The sequence below is a fragment of the Paenibacillus odorifer genome, assembly GCF_000758725.1.
GTDB classification, from domain to species: domain Bacteria; phylum Bacillota; class Bacilli; order Paenibacillales; family Paenibacillaceae; genus Paenibacillus_AQ; species Paenibacillus_AQ odorifer.
The window spans coordinates 347,057-366,574 of the sequence record NZ_CP009428.1; the positions used below are offsets into that span (position 1 = coordinate 347,057).

Genomic DNA, 19,518 nt, shown 5'->3' on the forward strand with positions numbered 1-19,518 from the left:
CAACAAACCTAGTTCTATGATGTTTGAGTTCATCTTAAAATGTGCCGAAAATTTAGCCAATCTACAATATACCATCCCAAGCTTTTTGCTGCACAGGAAAAGTGTTGGATATTGAGCCAGTAAAAATCTGGGGATTGTTGTGGGAGTGGGACACAACGGTGGTATAAATACCGTAGATAGGTAGGGTTGTAGCTGCGCGGGCGAAATGTACAGTATAAATCCCGTAGATTGGGTGGAATGTGGCTGCGCGGGTGAAATGTACGGTATAAATCCCGTAGATAGGCTGGAAAGTGGCTGCGTGGGCGGAATGTACGGTATAAATCCCGTAGATTGGGTGGAATGTGGCTGCGCGGGTGAAATGTACGGTATAAATCCCGCAGATTAGCTGGAATGTGGCTGCGTAGACGGAATGTGCGGTATAAATCCCGTAGATTAGTTGGAATGTGGCTGCGTGGGCGGAATGTACGGTATAAATCCCGCAGATTAGCTGGATCGTAGCTGCGCGGGCGAAATGTACAGTATAAATCCCGTAGATTAGCTGGATCGTGGCTGCGCGGGTGAAATGTACGGTATAAATCCTGCAGATTAGCTGGATCGTGGCTGTGCGGGCGGAATGTACGGTATAAATCCCGTAGATAGGCTGGAATGTGGCTGCGTGGACGGAATGTGCGGTATAAATCCCGTAGATAGGTAGGATTGTGGCTGCGTGGGCGGAATGTACGGTATAAATCCCGCAGATTAGCTGGAATGTGGCTGCGTGGGTGAAATGTACGGTAAAAATCCCGCAGATTAGCTGGATCGTGGCTGCGTGGGTGAAATGTACGGTAAAAATCCCGTAGATTAGCTGGAATGTGGCTGCGCGGGCGAAATGTACGGTAAAAATCCCGCAGATTAGCTGGATCGTGGCTGCGCGGACGGAATGTGCGGTATAAATCCCGTAGATAGGTAGGATTGTGGCTGCGTGGGCGGAATGTACGGTATAAATCCCTTAGATAGGCTGAATTGTGGCTGCGTGGGCGAAATGTACAGTAAAAATCCCGTAGATTGGGTGGAAAGTGGCAGTGTCGGCGGAATGTGAGGCATAAATCCCGCAGATTAGCTGGATCGTGGCTGCGCGGGTGAAATGTACGGTATAAATCCCGTAGATAGGCAAGAATGTGGCTGCGTGGGCGGAATGTGCGGTATAAATCCCGCAGATTAGCTGGAATGTGGCTGCGTGGGCGGAATGTACGGTAAAAATCCCGCAGATAGGCAGGAATGTGGCTACGTGGGCGGAATGTGCGGTATAAATCCCGCAGATTAGCTGGAATGTGGCTGCGTGGGCGGAATGTGCGGTATAAATCCCGTAGATTGGCTGGAATGTGGCAGTGTCGGCGAAATGAGAGGCATATTCGCCCTACTAAAGGGCGCTGGGTGCAGGTCTGTTTCTATTTTTATAATATAAAAATTTCCGCCCCGCGCATCGCAGAATTGTCCAGCGCACGTTTGCCACTCCCCTGAACAATTCTGTGATGCCCATTCCCTTTTCCTATCATGCTCATATCCTAAAGCAAAAACATGATATGGAGATGACCCTATGCCCTCGCCCAGTAAGGTCCGCATCAGACATGCCGTTACTATAGACGTACTGATTCCCGCGATTGAAAAAGATTTACAGACCCTTCCCCATGTGATTGACGCTGTTAGAAAGCATGTTAAGCATCCCATCGGCCGGATATTAATTGTTGCTCCCAAAAAGAAACGGATGATTGAGTTCTGTCGCACAAAAGGCTGTACCTTTATTGATGAGAATACGGTGCTGCCGATTACGAAAAAAGACATTCATTACCGCTCACGCACCTGGGAACGTTCCGGCTGGCTATTCCAACAGCTGCTGAAGCTGAATGGCGACAAGCTCTGCACGGCGGATTATTTTCTGGTTATTGATGCCGATACCGTTCTGATCACCCCCCACCGTTTTCGGGCGGACGGCAAGACACTCTTTTACAGCCGGAACTGGAGCCAACCACAGTATTTTGTAACCTATAGGAAACTCATGGGCCGCAAGGTGACCGCAAAATCGTCATTTGTGACCCATTATATGCTGTTTGAACGCAGTCAATTGACTCAAATGAAAAGAGAGATAGAAGCAAAACACCAAATGCCTTGGTATCGAGCTATTTTACACAGTATGAACCGTTCCAAGCAATTTGCCTTTTCTGAATTCGAAACCTATGCCAATTACCTGTATTCGAAGAATCGCGAGGGAATGAAGATTCAAAAAGCGCGTAATAAAGGTCTCCATATGAATGCAGGACAGCTATCCAAGCAGAGAGTGAATCAGCTGGCTGAGAAGTATAGATCATTGTCTTTTCATAAACGAAAGGGGTATGTGAGAACACCGGGGGCTAAATCCAGCGCAGGGGGGCGATAGGGTTGCAGATCGTACTCCTTTCAGGGGGATCGGGGAAGCGGTTATGGCCGCTATCAAATGAGATCAGGTCTAAAGCTTTTTTAAGGCTGCTTCCAACAGAAGCTGGCGGTGTGGAGTCGATGATCGAGCGGGTATGCAGAGGGCTGGAAGAAGTAGGCTTGTTGGATTCAAGCTGCATTGTGACTCATCGCAGTCAGGTGGAGATTACTCGCAAATCCGTTGGTGCTCAAGTCCCTTTATTAGCGGAGCCGCAGAAACGGGGGACTTTTACTGCAGTAGCTCTGGCGGCAAGTTATCTGCATTCTGTGAAGGGTATGGACTCAAAAGAGATCGTAGTGGTCATTCCGGTGGATTCGTATGTGGAGACTTCTTTTTTTAAGCAGCTTCATCAATTTCCTAGTGTACTTGCCGAATCACAAGCAGATATTGCTTTGATTGGTGTTTTACCTGAATTTCCTTCTACACAGTTCGGTTATATTCTGCCTGGTGAAGGGTCAGGGGTAGGAGGGACGTCTTTTTTAAATGTTGAGCAGTTTGCAGAGAAACCGAACGAATCGACAGCGGCTGAGTTCATTTCTCAGGGAGGACTGTGGAATTGCGGCGTGTTTTCCTGCTCATTAGGATATTTGCTATCAAGTATGAAGGAACGGAATCTTCCAGTAGATTACATGGAGTTTTTGGGGCATTATGATCAATTGCCAGAACGAAGCTTTGACTATGAGGTGCTGGAACACACACGGTGTGCGGTAGTGATCCCCTATATTGGGGTATGGGCGGATATTGGCAGCTGGGATGCGCTTGTTCCCCATTTGCAAGGAACGGTGATTGGCGAGGGGAGTATCTCAGAGGATTCAAAAGGTACCCATTTGATCAACGAACTCTCTTGTCCTGTGCATATCATCGGCGCTCCTGGTTTAATCGTGGCGGCAGGGCCAGATGGTATATTGGTAGCTGGGATAGAGCAGGCAAAACGAATTAAGCAGAAGCTGGAGGGCCATGCGGCGAAGCCGATGATTGAAGAAAAACGCTGGGGCACCTCACGCATTTTGGACTTCTCTCGCACGGCAGCAGGTATTGAGGTTACGACCTCCAAAATAACCATTTTGGCAGGTGAGCACACCAGTTACCATTTTCATCAACATACTAAAGAAGTTTGGTCTTTTCTTTCTGGAAATGGAGAATACCGGATGAATGGTCATCTTCATACGGTTGCCGCCGGGGACACGGTCACGGTTCCTGCTGGTACGAAGCATGGGCTGCGGGCAATTACAGCGCTCGAATTGATTATCATTGAACTGTTGGAATTTCCTGAGGTGGATGACTATGTACGAGTGTCTGCCGAATGGGAGGGGGAGGACAGCTTCCTTGATGATTTAGGATGAATGGAAAGGTAGTTCGCTTTAACCCGGAGGCTGTTATAGATATGGATAGATTGCGCGGCTGAAATGAAATAGATGTATCCAGTGCAACTATTTCGTGGAGTAGCGAATGCCTTGCGATATAGATGTAGTTTGTACAGTTAAAAATAGCGAATTTTTGCGTTTTGAATAAATTTGCTGAATATAAATGTACAGAGTGCAATTAAATCCGAATTAGCTCTTAAAAGAGAGCATTTAACTGTACGAAGTACAACAAATTCTTGAGAGGGACGGGGGATGCAATAGGCAAGCCACAGTAAGCTGCAGGAAAGCGATAAGTAAGCTATAGGTAAGCCACAAGTAAGCTATAGGCACTCCACGAGCTAAACCTAAAGTGTAAATGAGAGACCCCTGCCTAACAAAAATAAACCCACAAATAGCACCGTGAGCAGAACTGCCCACGATGCTATTTGTGCATTCACTGCTTTATACAGAAATTATTCTTTAGAATTTCTATTCAAAAGATGCTCAATTCCTGCCGCGACTCCGTTTTCCTCATTGCTGGTGGTAATGAATTCCGCCATTTCCTTAAGGATTGGCGCAGCGTTAGCCATAGCAATCCGGTAGCCGGCCTTCTCGAACATCGGCTGATCGTTATAACTGTCGCCCATGACAGCTACATCCGCTAGCGAGATACCATAATGGTCAGCAAGCATGGTTACACCGGAGCCTTTGTTGGCCTCTTCATGGTTAATCTCGATATTATTCACATGGGAGGCGGTGATAATTAAGCCCGGAATAGCCGCGAAGCGGGTGGAGGCTTCCTTGAGCAGCTCTCGGTTTAGAGAAAAAGCCAATGTTTTATAAATAACATTTTCCTCCTTGCTCCACACCTCTTCCATACTCTCCACATAGGTTACCGCTGCTTGTTGAAACTGTTGATCGATCATTGCTTTCAGCAGCCAGCTGACTTCTTCAGGAACTTCTTCATCGCTTAGTGCAGATAATTTCTCTAACCGTACACGTTTGTTCAGCTCTACATAAACGTTATCCTCAGTGTAAACCTCGTAATACAAGTCCGGAATTTCGTTCATCCAGCGCAGAGCGGGAATGATGTCCGCTTTATTCAGCGGCGTGCTTGCCGCGAGGGTGCGATCAGATAATGTGACGACTGCGCCATTTAGACTGACTACAGGACATTCCAGATCCGCTAGCCGAAGCTGACGTTCTGCATCCATAAAAGAGCGCCCTGTAGCAATGATAACAATGTGACCTAGTTTCTGAGCTTTTATAATAGCTTCGCGGTTTTTTGGACTGATGTTTCCTTCTTCGTTCAGTAATGTTCCATCCATATCTAAAGCAATCAGCATATTGTATGAGCTCCTTTTCCAGGTAAAGTGGTACTTTTTAAGGGGTATTGAAACGTTACTTGTATCTTATCATTAATATTCTGAAAACCAAAAACCATTTTCATGCAACTGTACAATAATGAACGTCCAACAGGAGATAAAAGGTTTTTACAGTATATTTTTAGAAAATAGTTCAGTCGTGGTACAATAGTTGTCAAACTAACCGACTAGCCGAATCTATCGTCAGCTTATGTTCGAGGAACGTGACCGACGGTATTTTTCCTGCGTAAGGACATCGGCAGCTGCTTATGTAAAGGGGACTATTTATGAGATCCAAAAACTTAGCCACCATGTCACTCGCCTTTATGGCATGTGGGTTTCTGATTACACTGTTTCTACCTGAAAACCTTGCCGTGATTCTACTGAGAGGTGGTTTCGAGGCCGGTTTGGTGGGGGGGATTGCCGACTGGTTCGCGGTAACGGCGTTGTTCCGCCATCCGATGGGATTACGTATTCCACATACCTCACTACTGCTCAAGAATCGCGATAAGATCATCCAATCACTAATCACCGCGATGGAGACTGAGCTTCTTAACAAGGAAAGCATTGAGAACAAGCTGCGTAAGTTTGGCTTTATATCAATGGGCTCCAAGCTGCTGACAAAGTTTTTTAGTAAAAAGAAGGCAAGAGTACAAATATTGGAGCAGCTTGGCGAATTCGTGTCTCGTCTTCCGGTAGAGAAGGCAGTACCGTTTCTGCAAAAGGCAGCCTCCGAATATGTTCGTGAAGCTGAGCTTGGCGCTGCGGCTGATAAAATAGTTACTAAGTTAATGAATGACGGTAAAGATGTAGCTGCTCTGGACTATGCGCTGGAAGGGGTATCTAATTGGAGCGGACGTCCTGAAACGAAAGCTATGCTGGGCAAGATCGCCAGCGAGAAATTGGCTGAAGTGAAGCTTGGCGGACTTAAAGGCATGGCCTTTCAGGCTTTTGTCGGGTTTATGGATGCAGATATGCTTGGTGAAATGCTGCAAGGTATGTTGCAGTCCGGTATCCGCGATTTTCGGGAAGAGGATAGCCCATACCGTGAAGAGATTATCCGTGAGATTCGAGTGGCCCTGTTCCAGATTGTTAATGATGAGGCTAGACTGGCTTCATTAAAAGAATGGGCACTGAATGAGCTTGAAGGCGAAGCAGCAACCGCATTTCTGCATACGCAATTGGAGAACATTCGCAGCAAAGCAATTTCCCTACTGGAAGAAGATCGGGCGGCTGGCGGACGCAAGCTGTTCACGTTATATACCCTGCTTGTACGTCGTATTGGTAAGGAACAAGAATGGATCAGTAGCTGGGAAGAGCGGATTCGCGCTTCATTAATTGCTTTTGTAGAGGCTAACCACTACAGAATAGGTCTTTTGGTAAAAGAGAATCTGGACAGCATGGATGACGCTAGTCTAGTGAATATGTTGGAAGATAAAGTGGGTAAAGATCTGCAATGGATTCGTGTGAACGGAGCCTTATGCGGGTTTGTCGTAGGGCTTGTGCTTACAGTTATTCAATTGATTTGAATTGAAGGAAATTACCTATTTAATGTAAAATTCACAAAAAAAGCAGAGCAGCGATTCTCCCGTGTTGGAGGATCGCTGCTTTTTGTTGTTGCTTATGGCCTGTCTGCATCGTGGAGTAATAATCCTTCTCTGAGGCTTACGGACCCATATGACGTTATTTGTTAGTTTTTGGCCTTTGGAACATGTTTGCGGACTCCACCGACGTTATTCCTATGGATGCGTTCATATTGGGCATTTTTCATGCCAATAGTGGTTATAGGGTCCTTTAGCATTGCAAATGTGGGATAAAGCTGCGTTTGGGGTCAGCTGTGTCCGATAGCTACCTTTTATACGCATATATGACCTAATTCAATCGGAGATTGGTGTTTGTTTAGCTCAAGCAAACACCAAAAAGAAGGGAACCCAGCAGCCAGTTGATGGCTTATGGGCCCCCCTACTTTTCTTGAGTCTACAATTGCATTCCGCCTGCAAGAGTTCTGTACCCCTGCTGTGGTGATGTAGAAGCTTGGTACAGCTGTTCTAAATGGTTCGCTGTACGCAACCAATTGAAGGCTTCAAGCGCATCTGTTCTCCCTTGTGATCCGATGGTAACTGCCAATTGTGGATTGCGGGCTATCCGCAGCAAATGTCGGGCAAAGGGTAAAGCCTCGCGATATCGTTCTACCAGATAACCGTTATGGCCAGAGGCGACAATCTCTCGGATTCCCCCATTATTAGAAGCGATAACAGGTAGACCGGAGGCCATAGCTTCTACATTAACAAGCCCGAAGGATTCATGATTCTGGGAAGGGCATACAAAGCAGTCTGCTGCCTGATAAAGGGTGTGAATATTCTCATGAGCTACATTTCCTAGAAAAGTAACTGACACTCTCAGCCGCCGTGCAAGTAGCTTTAACTGCCGTATGTACGACGGTTTGCCCTTGCCTGCGATGACGAGATGAGCGGGGAGGTGTTTGTTTAAATGCGACATAGCACGTATTAATATAGGCACTCCTTTGCGGGGTATAACCCGACCAACGAACAAAACGGTAAAGGTCTGCGGAAGTCTGTAAAAACTACGAAGCTGTTGTTTTTCAGATGTCTGCACAGGGGTAAACCGATCAAGATCGGCTCCCAATAAGACAATGTGAATCCCTGTGGTCAGTTGAGGGAAGCGGCGATCCAATCTTCGCTGTAAGGAGTGGCTGTTGGCAATGATCAGATCTGCTTTTGCCAAGGCATTTGCCACTTTATCTGTACCCGGTGTGAAGGTAAGAGAGTGCAGGAACAGAAATACCGGGATATGAGGAAGCTGTTTCTTTACAGCAGACATAAGATGGGGGCGATTATCAACCTGAATGATATCAAAGGATTCTTTCTGAATGTATTCTAATACCGAAGTAAGATAATGGGCTGGGGTGCTTGCGGGCAACCGGATAATTCTGACCTGCTCCAATATAGTGGCAGCAGGTAGTCCAGGTAACTTCCGACTTACAATGGTTACCTTATGTCTCTCCGCGAGCCTTCTGGCAATGGCCCAAATGCAGATTTCTACTGAACCGTCTCCCGGAACTGGGAACTGCTCCGGTGCAATGATACAAATGTGCATGGTTCACGCCTCCTTTTATCCGCTAATGGATATCCTCTTCCACCATATGCAACACAGTAAACAGTAGATACATCCGAAAGCGGAGAGGGCGTTTCACTCATGCCATTTGTACAGTTGCAGCATAAAATACTAAGGCTTACTAAGGCCGTGATTATTTTCTGAGGGACAGGGGAGAGGACAGTTGGGAAAGAAGTTAAAGTCTGCATTGACCAGCAAATGGATTAAAACCAAGGTGCTCATGCGAAGCACTGAAATTTCACCGTTGATTCCCGAAACAGTAAAATTCAGTAAAGTCAATCTGAAAGCTATGCTGCTGAAATATGGAATGGTTTATGTCAAACCAGAATACGGTACCTATGGCAATGGTGTGATGAAGGTTGAACAGAGTAGAGAGACTTATGGAACAGAATACAAGTACCAAAGTGGAACAAGACTTAAGACTTTTAGAACCTTCGACGCCTTCCATTTATCCTTAAAGAAAGCGACGCGTGGACGTAGTTACCTGATCCAGAGAGGAATAGTATTGCTAAAGCACGGGAAACACCGCTTTGATATCCGTGTGATGGTCCAGCTCAGCCCGCAGGGCAAATGGGAAACTACCGGTCTGATTGGTCGGGTAGCTGAGAAAGGTAAGATTGTTACCAACTATCATAGCGGCGGCAAACTAACTGCTATGGAAAAGCTGCTGTCTCCTTATCTGAACGAAGCTCAGCAAGCGCAAATGCTTAGGATACTGAGAAAGCTAGGAGAAGATACCGGACGTTTCTACCATAAGAAATATCCTGGGTTTAGACAGATTGGTGTCGATGTAGGATTGGATAGATCCATGACGCCTTGGATTATTGAAGTGAATACTAGTCCGGACCCATATATTTTTAAACATCTTTCTGATAAAAGCATGTACCGCAAAGTAATGGCTTACCGCAGAGCGAATGAGAAGAAAAAAAATACTAAATGATCTGTTTCCTCGTATTAGCAATGACAACAGAAATCTTTTGTTCTAATTCTATGATTTTTTGCTTGTGCGTTGCGATTTGGCGGTAACCCGAGACGAGTGAGGACAGAGACTGAGTGGTTAATGTAAGGTTTTGCTTGCGAATTGCTGCTTTGAAGTCACTCCAATCTGCGGAAATCCGTTTATTCAATGAGGTGACTACGCTTTTGTTAGATTTAATTGAGACTTGTGGGCTATCAATGCCAGACAAGGTTTTGCGGGCATAGGTTATCTTTCGGGTACGTGTCTGTTTGGCTGCATTCAACTGATTCTGTTTGTCGCTAATCTCTTTGCGAGCCAACTGAACCAGGACCTTCATAGCATCGCCTTGGGCTTGTAGTACGGTATTCAAAGTCTTATTTTTAAGACCCTTGGCGATCTTGATACGTTTATGAAGCGCATTGTATTGGTCGAATAAGGGCTGATAGTGCTGTTTACAGCTCTTAACGGTGACCTCCAGCTGAGCTACGGCTTCTAAATCAATCTCTTTAATTTGCTTACGTACCGCAATCAGTGTTTGCTCATTGTTATAGTGAAGGGTTCGGATCTGCTCCTCACGGTTATTGTATTGCATCTTTAAAGTAGATAATTCATTGTACAGATTAGTCATCTTCATCCTTGCAGGAGCCTCGGCAGTGGCAGCTGTTAGATCAAAAGCCGCTTGAATAGAAGGTGTTAATTCAGTCGTTGCTGCAGCAAAAGCTCCTGTTGATGTGCTTAACGATAGCAGGATCACCAGTAGTAGTAAGGGGAATGACTTTAGTGCGTTCATTGATTCGCTCCTCCTTTTGTCCGTATTCCTGAAGACAACAAAAAAGCACCCGTAGCAAAGGCAAAAGCCTTTATTACGGGTGCTTCCATCGTAATAGGTCACGAACGATATATTTATTGTTAAATATAAGTTGTTTATTTGCTTGCGTCAATAATTTAAATTTAAATATTTCCAATTTAAAATAATGCGCTAGACATTTCTTTCCCCAGTTCTCTTATCGTATACTGACATAAGAAGGTATGAGAGCTTTAGCGCTAGCAACAAAGGAGGTCTGGCTTAAATGGGCAGCTCGGTAGAATTTAACGCAATTCTGGATCATGCATTTATGAGGTCTCCAGAAGGAATGGCCGTACTGTTTTCGAATAACGGCAATTTCAACTGGATAAAAGTCAATCCGGCTTTTTGCAATCTACTTGGCTTTACGGAAGCCGAGTTTCTTGCCGGGGCTCTTTTTACAGAATCGGAAAATAGAGAGGCACATTCAAAAGAGCTCTCCTATAGAGTGGTAATGGATGAGCTTCAGAAATCGCCAGCGGGCAGCTGGAAGAAGGAGCATTGTTTTTTAAACAAAGAAGGTCAACCCGTCTGCCTGTCTCTCATGTTCTCTGGGTTAGGAGCAGAAGAAGGACAAGCGCCTTCGTATATTATAGTATATGCCGAGGATATTACGGAACTAAAGATCGCAGCTCAGGAAACGGTGGATCATCTGGATCAGCAGCAGCAAATGGAAGAACAAATTCGTCAAAGTGAACGCAATTATAGATTAATGTCCGAGAATTCACTGGATTTAATCTCGCGTCATGCGGTCAAAGACAGTATTTTCTTATATTGTTCTTCGGCTAGTCGTACCCTGCTTGGTTATGAACCTGAAGAGATGGTTGGGACAAGCGCCTATAATTATCTCCATCCGGATGATCTAGTTATGATGCAAGGTTTAATGGAGCAGAGCCGCAGCTCTGGCGTTATTCCGGCTGTAGCTTACCGCTACCGCCATAAGAATGGCACCTATGTCTGGTTCGAGTCGAGCAGTCGTTATACCTATGATGATGAGGGGAATGTCATGGAGATTATAGCGATTGGACGTGAAATTACGGAGCGCAAGCAGTTCGAGTTCAAGCTTAAGGAGAGCGAGCAACGGTATAAATCTTTGTTCGAATATAATCCATCTGCCGTGTACTCTATGAATTTGCATGGAGATTATTTGACCGCCAATGCGAATTTGGAGAAGTTGACCGGGTATTCGCTGGATGAACTGATCGGAATGTACTTTGGCCCCATTGTCCATGAGAAGGACATAGAGAAGACGTTGTATCATTTTAACTTAGCCGCCCAGGGTTATCCTCAAAGCTATGATCTAACGCTTATTCATAAAGACGGACACTTTGTAGAGATTAATACTACCAATATTCCGATTATTGTAGATGATCAAGTAGTAGGTGTGTATGGGATTTCCCGTGATATTACAGAGCGCATCCGTTATACAGAACAAATTGAGAAGCTTAGCAATGAGTACACTCTTATTTTAAATGCAGTTTCGGAAGGCATCTTTGGACTCGACATGGAGGAGAAGGTGACGTTCATTAACCCTGCAGGTTTGCAAATGCTGGACTATGAACATGATGAAATTATGGGCCATCCTTATTTGGATCAAATTCAGCAGATAGCACTCGATGGGAGCCATTATCGGCCGCAGGAATCTCCACTAATGAAGGCTATTAAGTCAGGTGTATCTTATCAGAGTAATGATGCGGTCTTGTGGCGTAAGGACGGTTCTAGCTTTCTTGCGGAATATCAGGTAACCCCTCTGTTTGATAAGGGGGAGCCGAAGGGTGTTGTTGTAGTGTTCCGGGACATCACGGATGAGAAGGAAATCATTCGGGCGAAGGAATCTGCGGAAAAAGCAGACCAGGCTAAGTCTGAGTTCTTAGCTATTATGAGCCATGAAATCCGTACTCCGATGAACGGAATTGTAGGGATGACGGATCTCCTGGCGGAGACGGAGCTTGATGAAGAACAGCTTGGATATACTGACATTATTAAGGAGAGCAGCAGCTCGCTCCTATCTATTTTGAATGAAATACTGGATTACAGCAAAATTGAAGCCGGAAAAATGATGATTGTAAATGAGCCCGTGCAGCTTCAAGCCGTATTGGACAGCGTAATCGATCTATTTACAGCGAAGGCTTTGGAGAAAAATATTCAGTTATCATGCAGCATGGCACCTGGAGTGCCGCCACTGATTATGGGCGATGCCGGGCGGTTGCGTCAGGTATTGGTCAATCTGGTCAGCAATGCAATCAAGTTTACAGATCGGGGCAGTATCAGTATTTACGTAGAGCAGAAGCTGTCCGCAGATCAAAAGAAATTAACTTTGAAATTTAATGTTAGGGATACGGGAATCGGCATTCCTCTAGAGAAGCAGCATCGGCTGTTTCAGTCTTTTTATCAGCTGCATTCCTCGTTTAACCGCAAATATGGCGGGACCGGATTGGGGCTGGCGATTTGTAAAAAGCTCGTTGAGCTGATGGGCGGAGCCATCGCTGTAGAGAGCAGTGAAGGAGAGGGCTCTAATTTCTATTTCACGCTGCAGATCAATCCTGATAGTAAAGCTGAGATAGATGTGGAAGATACAGTGCAGACAGAAGAACGGGAGACAACAATGGAAGGGGCAACAGCTGTAGAAGGAGAATTGGATGCCGGTACAAATGTGATTTTACTTCCGGAGGCGACTCCACATATTACTCCTAAGTCTAGCCCTTTAAGAGGGGATCTATCTGAATGAAGCATAGACAGCCTCGGATTAGCAACAAACTGCCTGCGGAGCCATATACACAGTGGGAGGTTGGGGTCGAATCCCCGTCCTCTGCGTGTGGCCCAGCTACGATGGCAGCGTTAACGGAGTATTGGAACACCCATTTCGGAGCGGACTTTATTCGGGGGAAAGGTCATTTTCCTTCCAAAGCCGCTCATATTAATTACATATACAGCCATCACGGCGGAAGACCTTGGGGGATGAGTGTGCGCTGTTTTACCAAAGAACTGAAGAACTATATCCATTCATCGACTTTACCTAAGGATCAGCAAAAGTTACTCATTACTACGTTTAATGATTTTGAAGTATATAAAACAGAAATTGATGCCGGCCGGCCTGTGGCTGTTAAATTTGATAAGTGGTTTCGTCTGCGGTGGAGAGGCAAGTTTACTTACGATTACCATTGGGTACTAGGTATAGGATATGAGGTATTTGATGACGGAGAGCGTCCTACCCTGATTGTTCACGATAATGGTGTGCGGTACAAGGATGGTAGAGTTACTCTAGGTAAAGAACGGCGTATTCCGTATTTTGCAAATAAAGACATTATTACGATGGTCGGGTTAGATATTGCAGATGCATCGAGGTAGAGGGGTTGTCCTGACAAAATAGCTTGAAAAATTTGAGTCCAAACGTTTGCACTACTTAGACGATCATACTATAATCCAGTTAATAACTGGAAAAGGGGATAGGTGCTTTGTCCGTACAAAGGGAAATGAAGGAACCCATTTATTATGGGGACCCTGCGGCTACTAGAGGGATTTCCGTGTTTGCTCAGGAGTTTGATCAGTTATTCAGCTATGATGGGGACGATCTTGGCCTAACGTACTCACCGGGTAGTTCAGCTTTTTGTTTGTGGGCGCCCACCGCTCAAGAAGCGGAGCTGGTACTTTATAATTCATGGCAGGGAGCAGCCGAGTGTAAGTATTCTATGATCCGTGATATCCGGGGCACGTGGAGAATTACAGTTGACGGTGATTTAGATGGCAAGTTCTATACCTACCGAGTACGTCTTGGAGAACAGTGGAATGAGGCGGCTGATCCTTATGCACGTGCTGTAGGAGTGAACGGTGATAGGGGAGCTATTTTAGATTTACGCAAAACAGATCCTGAGCGGTGGACGGAAGATAAACCACTCCTGGATGATCCTGTAGATGCCATCATTTATGAGCTTCATTTGCGTGACTTATCTATCCATCCAGCAAGTGGTATGACCCATAAAGGACAATATCTTGCTTTGGCGGAAGAAGGGACCCGCGGACCGGAGGGTATTCTCACTGGACTCGATCATATCGCGAACCTCGGTGTAACCCATGTGCAGCTATTGCCTGTTTATGATTATTCTACAGAGAGTGTAGATGAGACGAGGTTGGATGAACCGCATTATAACTGGGGTTATGATCCGAAGAATTATAATGTGCCAGAAGGTTCCTATGCTACAGATCCTTATGTGCCTGGAGTGCGTATCCGTGAACTAAAAACAATGATTCAAGCACTTCATGATCGGGGCCTCCGCGTCATTATGGATGTGGTTTACAACCATGTGTACGATGGCTACCGCGTGAATTTTACCAAGCTGGTTCCCGGCTATTATTTGCGTTACAAGCAAGACGGAAGCCTGTCGGATGGCTCTGGCTGCGGGAATGACGTGGCTTCGGAACGATTGATGATGTCCAGCTTCATTGTGGAATCCGTAGTTTATTGGGCCAAAGAATACCATATCGATGGTTTTCGTTTTGATCTGATGGGCTTGATTGATCTCGACACGATGGAGGAAATCCGGCGTCGTCTGGATGGGATTGACCCGTCCATCATGACGATTGGTGAAGGTTGGATGATGGGGACAGAGTTGCCGATGGAGCGGCTTGCCCATCAGAAGAATGCGGCGCTTTTGCCGGGAATCGGACATTTTAATGATGATTTCCGGGATGCAATTAAAGGGAATATCTTTCTGCATGATCAACCGGGCTTCATCAGCGGAATGATGGGTCTGGAGCTTGCGATAAAGGCCGGGGTCGCGGGAGGCATTGCTTTTGCCCCAGGCATTGGACAATTTGCCGTGGAGCCTCAGCAAACCGTCAATTATGTGGAATGTCATGATAATCATACGTTATGGGATAAAATATTACTGTCCACACAAGGGGAGACGGACAAACAGCGCCAATCTATGCATAGATTAGCTTCTGCGATAGTGTTCATGAGTCAGGGAATCCCCTTTGTCCATGCGGGTCAGGAATTTATGCGCACGAAAAACGGGGTGGAGAACAGCTATAAATCCTCGGTGAAGATCAACCAATTGGATTGGGAACTGTGCGCTGCTCATCAAGACGATGTGGTTTATCTGAAGCAGCTAATTGCCTTGCGAAAAGCGCATCCGGCTTTCCGTATGCGAACGGCAGATGACATTCGGAATCATCTAGTATTTGAAAAAGCACCGGTAAGCTCGGTAGCTTATACGCTGCGTGGCCATGCTGGAGGAGATGCGGCGAAGCATATCTATGTGCTTTTTAATGCTAATGTTGAACAGACGACTTTGGTTCTGCCACAGCTCGGGGCATGGAAAACGGTTTTTGGAGCCGATCTTGTGCAGAATCTGACGGGTAATAAGCTAAATGTAAGTGGGATTGGAATGGTAGTGCTGACGGTGAACTAGATGGTTTGTTATAGATAATTCGTCAAAAGCATACGGAGTATTGTGCTCAATGAGTACAGTGCGCTGTGTGCTTTTTTGCGCGGAACTTTCTTTTGAAAGGATGCTTTTATTTTACATAAAAAGGTGACATTACTCATTTTCGTTAAAGATCTAGGATGCTAATATTAAGGCATTTACTTTGGCGCTTTAGAGTGGCATAACAGCAGAAAGTGACAGAGAGTACTTTTCTTTGGTAGAGAGGATGAAAGAGATGGGGAAAGCAACCGGATTTTTAGAGTTTGAACGACAGACACCCTCCGAGTGTGAGGCATTGGAGCGAATTAAGAATTGGAATGAATTTTCGATTCCTATGGATGAAGAAAAGCTGCGCGAGCAAGGGGCACGTTGTATGGATTGCGGTACGCCATTCTGTCATGTAGGACGTCTGTTGTCTGGTATGGCTTCCGGCTGCCCTTTGCACAACTTGATTCCTGAATGGAACGATATGGTCTATCGTGGAAATTGGGAGATAGCGCTAAAACGTCTGCATAAGACAAACAACTTCCCTGAATTTACAGGCCGTGTCTGTCCTGCTCCTTGTGAAGGCTCTTGTACGGTAGGGATGAACGGCAAACCTGTCACCATTAAATCTATTGAGAAGTCAATTGTAGATAGAGGTTTTGCAGAAGGCTGGATTGTGCCTGAGCCGCCACTTCATCGCACGGGTAAGAAGGTTGCTGTAGTGGGTTCAGGTCCGGCAGGCCTTGCCTGTGCGGCACAGCTTAATAAGGCTGGACATACGGTGACTGTGTATGAACGGGCGGACCGGATTGGCGGTCTGCTTACCTATGGTATTCCCAACATGAAGCTGGATAAAAAGACTGTGCAGCGCCGGGTGGATCTGCTTGCGGCTGAGGGTATTACCTTCGTAACTCGAACAGAGATCGGCCGAGATCTCCCAGCTTCACAGCTCAAGGCAGAGCATGATGCTGTGGTACTGTGCGGTGGATCTACACAGGCACGTGATCTTCCGATAGAAGGACGTGATCTGCGTGGGATTCATCAAGCTATGGAGTTTTTAACGCTGAATACAAAGAGCCTACTGGATTCAGGGCTTGCAGATGGCGAGTATTTATCTGCAGCAGGTAAGGATGTAGTTGTAATCGGCGGTGGGGATACTGGAACAGACTGTGTGGCCACCTCAATCCGCCACGGCTGCCGCAGTGTAACTCAGCTCGAGATTATGCCACAGGCGCCGCTGACTCGTCAGCCTAACAATCCTTGGCCGGAATGGCCAAAGGTGCTTAAAGTGGACTATGGTCAGCATGAGGCCGCTTCACTGTATAAAGAAGATCCACGCCGTTATCTGGTTTCGACGAAACGGTTTGTCGGCGATGAGGGCGGGCAAGTGCAGGTGCTGCGTACAGTGCGCATTGAATGGAGAAGTAATGAACAGGGACGAATGGTACCGGTCGAAGTGCCGGGCAGTGAGGAGACCCTGCAAGCGCAGCTGGTATTGCTGGCTTTGGGATTCACAGGGCCTGAAGAAACTGTACTGGGCGAGCTTGGGGTGGAACGCGATGAGCGGGGGAACGCCAAAGCAGAGTTCGGAGCACAAGCAACCAATGTAGAAGGTGTGTTCACAGCAGGTGATATGCGGCGCGGGCAAAGCCTTGTAGTATGGGCTATTGACGAAGGGCGTCAGACTGCGCGCGAAGTAGACCGCTTTTTGATGGGATCCTCGAATTTGCCGTGAGTGTTAAGATATAGCGAGCAGGGCGTTCCTTTGGGAACGTCTGCTTTGCGTTGTGGTATGTTCAAGGTTAAGATTATTGTCTAAGCGCATATTTACTTAAGTTAAGTTGAAAAGGAGAATACATGATGAAGTTAATGTTTATTTCCGACATTCACGGATCTTTATTTTGGCTGGAACGGGCTTTGGAAAAGGTAGAAGAAGAGCAGCCGGACAGTCTTATTATTCTAGGAGACTTCCTATATCATGGTCCAAGAAATCCGCTGCCGAAGGACTATAACCCACAAGAGGTTGCTAATAAGCTTAACGTATATAACAAAAACAAGCCGATAACCGCAGTGCGTGGAAACTGTGACGCCGAGGTAGATCAAATGCTGCTGGAATTCCCGATGATGGGCGATTATGTAATGCTTTTGCACGAAGGCAAACGGATTTACGCTACACATGGTCATGGCTTTAGCATTGAGCATTTGCCGGCGCTTTCCGAGAAGGATATTTTTATTCAGGGACATACCCATATACCAGTTGCCGATGTAAAGGAGGGAGTGTACGTGCTGAACCCCGGCTCCATATCGCTGCCTAAAGAGAATAATCCTAATTCCTATGCTGTTCTAGAGGGCGGGGAATTTATCGTTAAGGATTTTGAAGGCAATGTGGTAAAAAAGATTACCGTATAGTGAGAGGGATCGTTTAAAGGAACTCCTGAAGATTGAGAGATTGAATAAGGGCGACAATGCCGAAAGACAACATTACCAATCCGGATAGTTTGTTGAACAAGAGCTGTTTCGAACGTCCTGACATTATGTTGTTTCTGAACAAAGCGGTGCTCCCTGTCAAACCCATCCACCATAATGCGGAACCCAGAAAGACGCCGCTAACTAGAAACGGCATATTGGAGCTGCTATGAGACAGAAGGACGCCAGATGCGCTGAATACGCCAAGGAAAAAATAATTGTCATGGGATTGGACAACGTCAGCAACAGCGTTACCGTGTATGAATTCAGTGAGCTTTTTGGGGAATTGGGTTCTGTTAGCTTCGTTGTAACGGATGAAACTTAAACTTTTTAACTGTAAAATGGGGGCTGCGAACAAAAAAATTCCTTCCAACATTATTAATGTCCCAGGGAATTGAGCACTAGAACATATTATTGTATGATGAGGAAGGAGTTTTAAGGGCAGGAATGGCTCCAAATATATTAGTAAAGGTAGTTAACACATGAATCCTAAAGATTTGAACTATACAATGCCACCGGAATGGGGCAAGCATGAACGTACTTTTATCTCCTGGCCGGTGCAGGAATCTATGTGTTTCCCGGACAACCACGAGTCAGTGTGTCAAGGTTATGCTGACATTATCACAGCCATCGCCGAGTTTGAACCGATCACGGTCATTGTGAACCCGGAGGACGTGGAGCGGGTAGAACATCTGGTCGGCGGACCGAATGTAACGCTGCTGCCTATTGCGCATAGCGATGCTTGGCTGCGTGATAACGGACCTACCTTTATTGTTAATAAAGAAGGACAAATGGCAGGTGTGAACTGGAAGTTTAATGCTTGGGGCGGTAAATATTCACCTTGGGATCTGGATGACGAAGTGGCTCCGCAGATTCTGGAGCATGCACAGATCACCCGTTTTGATGCACCGCTTGTGATGGAGGGTGGCTCGATTCATACGGATGGAGAAGGCACTTTGCTTACTACAGAAGAGTGTCTGCTTAACCTAAACCGCAACCCGGAGCTGAAGCGCGAAGAGATCGAAGAGTACGTGCGGAACTATACAGGTACAGAAGCTATTATCTGGCTGAGACGTGGCCTTAGCGGCGATGAAACCGATGGTCACGTTGATAATATTGCTTGTTTTGCTGCACCAGGCAAAGTTATTATCCAGGTCTGTGAGGACCCGCAGGATGAGAACTATGAGATTACGCAAGAAAATCTGCGTATTCTGGAGAACGCTACAGATGCCAAAGGGCGTAAGCTGGAGATTATCAAGATTCAGCAGCCACCACGGGTCGATCATGACGGCAGTCGTCTGACGCTCAGTTATTTGAACTTTTATTTCGTGAACGGCGGAATTATCTTGCCTGTGTTTGGCGGCACCGCAACAGAAACGGATACACTTGCTGAGAAAGTGCTCGCTGGTTTGTTCCCGGATCGCAAGATTCGTACAGTTAACGGAATGGCCGTTATCACCGAAGGCGGGAATGTACATTGCACTACGCAGCAAATGCCTGCACAGCAATAATTTGAAGGAAACTAAACGTCCAAAGGGACATTTA

Annotated in this window: 15 protein-coding genes; 11 read left to right on the forward strand and 4 right to left on the reverse strand. The window is 46.1% G+C overall.

Going from position 1 to position 19,518, the window contains the following annotated elements; translation table 11 throughout:
* Positions 1-205: 205 nt before the first annotated feature.
* The 3 genes from PODO_RS30830 (at position 206) to PODO_RS01555 (ending at position 3,795) form a co-directional block, all read left to right on the forward strand.
* The gene (locus tag PODO_RS30830) at positions 206-385 is read left to right on the forward strand and encodes a hypothetical protein (protein ID WP_155288067.1); all 180 of its coding nucleotides are present in this window, start codon (positions 206-208) and stop codon (positions 383-385) included.
* Between the two features lie 1,191 nt (positions 386-1,576).
* Positions 1,577-2,413, forward strand: coding sequence for a DUF6492 family protein (locus PODO_RS01550; protein WP_036687392.1), 837 nt, complete (start codon positions 1,577-1,579; stop codon positions 2,411-2,413).
* 2 nt (positions 2,414-2,415) lie between these two features.
* Complete coding sequence (locus PODO_RS01555; protein WP_038568285.1) at positions 2,416-3,795, forward strand: sugar phosphate nucleotidyltransferase; 1,380 nt, start codon at positions 2,416-2,418, stop codon at positions 3,793-3,795.
* A gap of 473 nt (positions 3,796-4,268) precedes the next feature.
* Here PODO_RS01555 and PODO_RS01560 read toward each other — a convergent pair whose 3' ends face one another.
* Positions 4,269-5,141 carry a Cof-type HAD-IIB family hydrolase gene (locus PODO_RS01560; protein WP_038568287.1) on the reverse strand — a complete coding sequence of 291 codons (873 nt, stop codon included), beginning with the start codon at positions 5,139-5,141 and terminating at the stop codon, positions 4,269-4,271.
* 305 nt (positions 5,142-5,446) lie between these two features.
* On the opposite strand from PODO_RS01560, the gene PODO_RS01565 reads away from it, so the two are divergent.
* Positions 5,447-6,688 (forward strand): DUF445 domain-containing protein, encoded by a 1,242-nt coding sequence (locus tag PODO_RS01565; RefSeq protein ID WP_038568289.1) that lies wholly within the window; start codon positions 5,447-5,449, stop codon positions 6,686-6,688.
* 448 nt (positions 6,689-7,136) lie between these two features.
* Here PODO_RS01565 and PODO_RS01570 read toward each other — a convergent pair whose 3' ends face one another.
* Positions 7,137-8,276: a glycosyltransferase family 4 protein gene (locus PODO_RS01570; RefSeq protein ID WP_052096721.1), complete on the reverse strand. Its 1,140-nt coding sequence runs from the start codon at positions 8,274-8,276 to the stop codon at positions 7,137-7,139.
* Between the two features lie 181 nt (positions 8,277-8,457).
* Here PODO_RS01570 and PODO_RS01575 point away from each other — a divergent pair, with 181 nt between their 5' ends.
* Positions 8,458-9,234, forward strand: a complete 777-nt coding sequence (locus PODO_RS01575) for a YheC/YheD family protein (RefSeq protein ID WP_036687402.1) — start codon at positions 8,458-8,460, stop codon at positions 9,232-9,234.
* On the opposite strand, the gene PODO_RS01580 is transcribed toward PODO_RS01575, so the two are convergent.
* The gene (locus PODO_RS01580; protein WP_051491505.1) at positions 9,227-10,042 is read right to left on the reverse strand and encodes a hypothetical protein; all 816 of its coding nucleotides are present in this window, start codon (positions 10,040-10,042) and stop codon (positions 9,227-9,229) included. The two genes, PODO_RS01575 and PODO_RS01580, sit on opposite strands and share 8 nt — an antisense overlap.
* 280 nt (positions 10,043-10,322) lie before the next feature.
* Here PODO_RS01580 and PODO_RS01585 point away from each other — a divergent pair, with 280 nt between their 5' ends.
* From PODO_RS01585 to yfcE, 5 genes are all read left to right on the forward strand, one after another.
* Positions 10,323-12,824 carry a PAS domain-containing hybrid sensor histidine kinase/response regulator gene (locus PODO_RS01585; RefSeq protein ID WP_051491506.1) on the forward strand — a complete coding sequence of 834 codons (2,502 nt, stop codon included), beginning with the start codon at positions 10,323-10,325 and terminating at the stop codon, positions 12,822-12,824.
* Positions 12,821-13,444, forward strand: coding sequence for a C39 family peptidase (locus PODO_RS01590; protein WP_036687404.1), 624 nt, complete (start codon positions 12,821-12,823; stop codon positions 13,442-13,444). The genes PODO_RS01585 and PODO_RS01590 overlap by 4 nt, the downstream gene beginning before the upstream one ends.
* Positions 13,445-13,551: 107 nt before the next feature.
* On the forward strand, positions 13,552-15,507 hold the full coding sequence (gene pulA / locus PODO_RS01595; RefSeq protein ID WP_038568292.1) for a type I pullulanase: 1,956 nt from the start codon (positions 13,552-13,554) through the stop codon (positions 15,505-15,507).
* 250 nt (positions 15,508-15,757) lie between these two features.
* A complete protein-coding gene (locus PODO_RS01600) occupies positions 15,758-17,242 on the forward strand; it encodes a glutamate synthase subunit beta (RefSeq protein ID WP_038568296.1) in 1,485 nt (494 codons plus the stop codon).
* Positions 17,243-17,367: 125 nt separating this feature from the next.
* Complete coding sequence (gene yfcE, locus PODO_RS01605; protein WP_036687408.1) at positions 17,368-17,916, forward strand: phosphodiesterase; 549 nt, start codon at positions 17,368-17,370, stop codon at positions 17,914-17,916.
* A 13-nt stretch (positions 17,917-17,929) separates the two neighbouring features.
* On the opposite strand, the gene PODO_RS32255 is transcribed toward yfcE, so the two are convergent.
* Complete coding sequence (locus PODO_RS32255) at positions 17,930-18,349, reverse strand: hypothetical protein (RefSeq protein ID WP_370511394.1); 420 nt, start codon at positions 18,347-18,349, stop codon at positions 17,930-17,932.
* Between the two features lie 106 nt (positions 18,350-18,455).
* Here PODO_RS32255 and PODO_RS01615 point away from each other — a divergent pair, with 106 nt between their 5' ends.
* Entirely contained in the window at positions 18,456-19,484 is a 1,029-nt protein-coding gene (locus PODO_RS01615) for an agmatine deiminase family protein (protein ID WP_038568299.1), read from the forward strand.
* Positions 19,485-19,518: the final 34 nt, after the last annotated feature.

Coding starts and splice junctions, on each gene's coding strand:
- PODO_RS01600 (WP_038568296.1), top strand. CDS start 15,758: ATGGGGAAAGCAACCGGATTTTTAGAGTTTGAACGACAGACACCCTCC.
- PODO_RS01570 (WP_052096721.1), bottom strand. CDS start 8,276: ATGCACATTTGTATCATTGCACCGGAGCAGTTCCCAGTTCCGGGAGAC.
- PODO_RS01615 (WP_038568299.1), top strand. CDS start 18,456: ATGAATCCTAAAGATTTGAACTATACAATGCCACCGGAATGGGGCAAG.
- yfcE (WP_036687408.1), top strand. CDS start 17,368: ATGAAGTTAATGTTTATTTCCGACATTCACGGATCTTTATTTTGGCTG.
- PODO_RS01580 (WP_051491505.1), bottom strand. CDS start 10,042: ATGAACGCACTAAAGTCATTCCCCTTACTACTACTGGTGATCCTGCTA.
- PODO_RS01590 (WP_036687404.1), top strand. CDS start 12,821: ATGAAGCATAGACAGCCTCGGATTAGCAACAAACTGCCTGCGGAGCCA.
- PODO_RS30830 (WP_155288067.1), top strand. CDS start 206: ATGTACAGTATAAATCCCGTAGATTGGGTGGAATGTGGCTGCGCGGGT.
- PODO_RS01585 (WP_051491506.1), top strand. CDS start 10,323: ATGGGCAGCTCGGTAGAATTTAACGCAATTCTGGATCATGCATTTATG.
- PODO_RS01550 (WP_036687392.1), top strand. CDS start 1,577: ATGCCCTCGCCCAGTAAGGTCCGCATCAGACATGCCGTTACTATAGAC.
- PODO_RS32255 (WP_370511394.1), bottom strand. CDS start 18,349: ATGTTGGAAGGAATTTTTTTGTTCGCAGCCCCCATTTTACAGTTAAAA.
- PODO_RS01565 (WP_038568289.1), top strand. CDS start 5,447: ATGAGATCCAAAAACTTAGCCACCATGTCACTCGCCTTTATGGCATGT.
- PODO_RS01560 (WP_038568287.1), bottom strand. CDS start 5,141: ATGCTGATTGCTTTAGATATGGATGGAACATTACTGAACGAAGAAGGA.